We start from the raw sequence: 1,444 nt of genomic DNA, 5'->3' as shown, positions 1-1,444 counted from the left end.
TTTAATTCTCTTGCATCACAAAAATTTAAAGATTTTGAGGTTATTTTAATATCAAACTTTAGTTTTGATTTAAGCAATTATACTAATTTAAATGTCAGACAAATTATTACAGATGGAATAATTGGAAATTACATTTACCTCGGAATTAAAAATGCAGGTTCGGATATTATTGTTTTCATGGACGATGATGACATATTCCTTCCTGAAAAGCTTGAATTTATTTATAATGAATTTTCCAGCAAAAATATTGGGTATATCCACAATAATTCATTGTTTTTTTCCGGTAACATTAAAAATGCATCTTACAGGCAGCTGGGAAGAAAACCAGATTTTAATATGTCATCAATTTCTGTAAATAAGAACATATTAATGAGATATCTTGAACAAATAAAAAAAGTTTCAGCTGCACAGGACACTTTTATTTATTTATGTGCATTAGATAATTCGTGCAATATTTTGAACACCAGTACCGTGCTCACATATTACAGGGAGCATCAGAAAAATACCTCAAGAAATAATTACTGTTCATGGTTAAAATTATATCTCAATAATATTGTGTATTTTCAAAATATTTTTGATTCCAGAAGACCTAAAAAGCATTTAAAGAGGATATATGTAATAACCCGATTTACTATATTTTCCAGAGGTTTCGATAAGACCCCACCGGAGTTTATATACTGGATTTACCTTTTATTTTTTGGGTTTTATTCTGTTAGACCCCTACTTGTTTTAAGATCATTTTTAAAATATTTTAAACTTACAATAAAATAATAAAAATTTATTTTTGCCCAGCGGCTGGTGCAGGGACATTTTCATCCTCCTTTTTTATTTCAGGTTTATAGTGCCTTAATTCAAATAGATTTGTGTGTCTGAACATTGATGATATTTCCTCAACTGAGAGGTTTTTGGTTTCTGTTAACCATGTAACATGTATCTTTGGAAGTTATCACCTCTTTGATACTTAAACTTCTCGGATATAATCCAATACGATTTATACAGACAAATGCCCCTGGGATTGCTTTTTTATAATATTATATCATATATTTAACTCCGCATTTATCAATGCACCATTATCAGATTAAAACATTCTACTTTTTATCCTTTTTCAAGATAATTATCCTTCTTCTCAATGCTTTTAGTGTCTAAAAATAAGCATTTGGATTGATGTTGGATACTGAATCCTATTTCAGGATATCACAGAAATTAAATGGTATAAATAGCAATATCTAATTATTAAATAAATTTAATCTAATTATTTGGCTTATTAAAGAAATTAATTTTTAAATTCATATAGCGTAGTATTCCCGCACCCACTTATTTATTTAATATTTTTCATGTCATTATTATAATGTTATTATTATAAATTTTAATCAATATGTGCTCCTGATTACATCATTCCATTAATCATATAAGGTATATGGCATTATAATAGTATTAAACTTTT

The 1,444-nt window shown here is 27.4% G+C and carries 1 protein-coding gene; it reads left to right on the top strand.

From position 1 onward, the window contains the following. Positions 1 to 771 (top strand): glycosyltransferase family A protein (locus AOG55_RS02505; protein ID WP_156318725.1); only part of this gene is annotated, 771 nt, incomplete at its 5' end. Positions 772 to 1,444 lie beyond the last annotated feature (673 nt).

Origin of the sequence: Acidiplasma cupricumulans, from assembly GCF_001402935.1 — an archaeon.
Lineage (GTDB): Archaea > Thermoplasmatota > Thermoplasmata > Thermoplasmatales > Thermoplasmataceae > Acidiplasma > Acidiplasma aeolicum.
The sequence above is the reverse complement of the archived record's forward strand: the minus strand, read 5'-3'. Positions and strand labels throughout refer to the sequence as shown.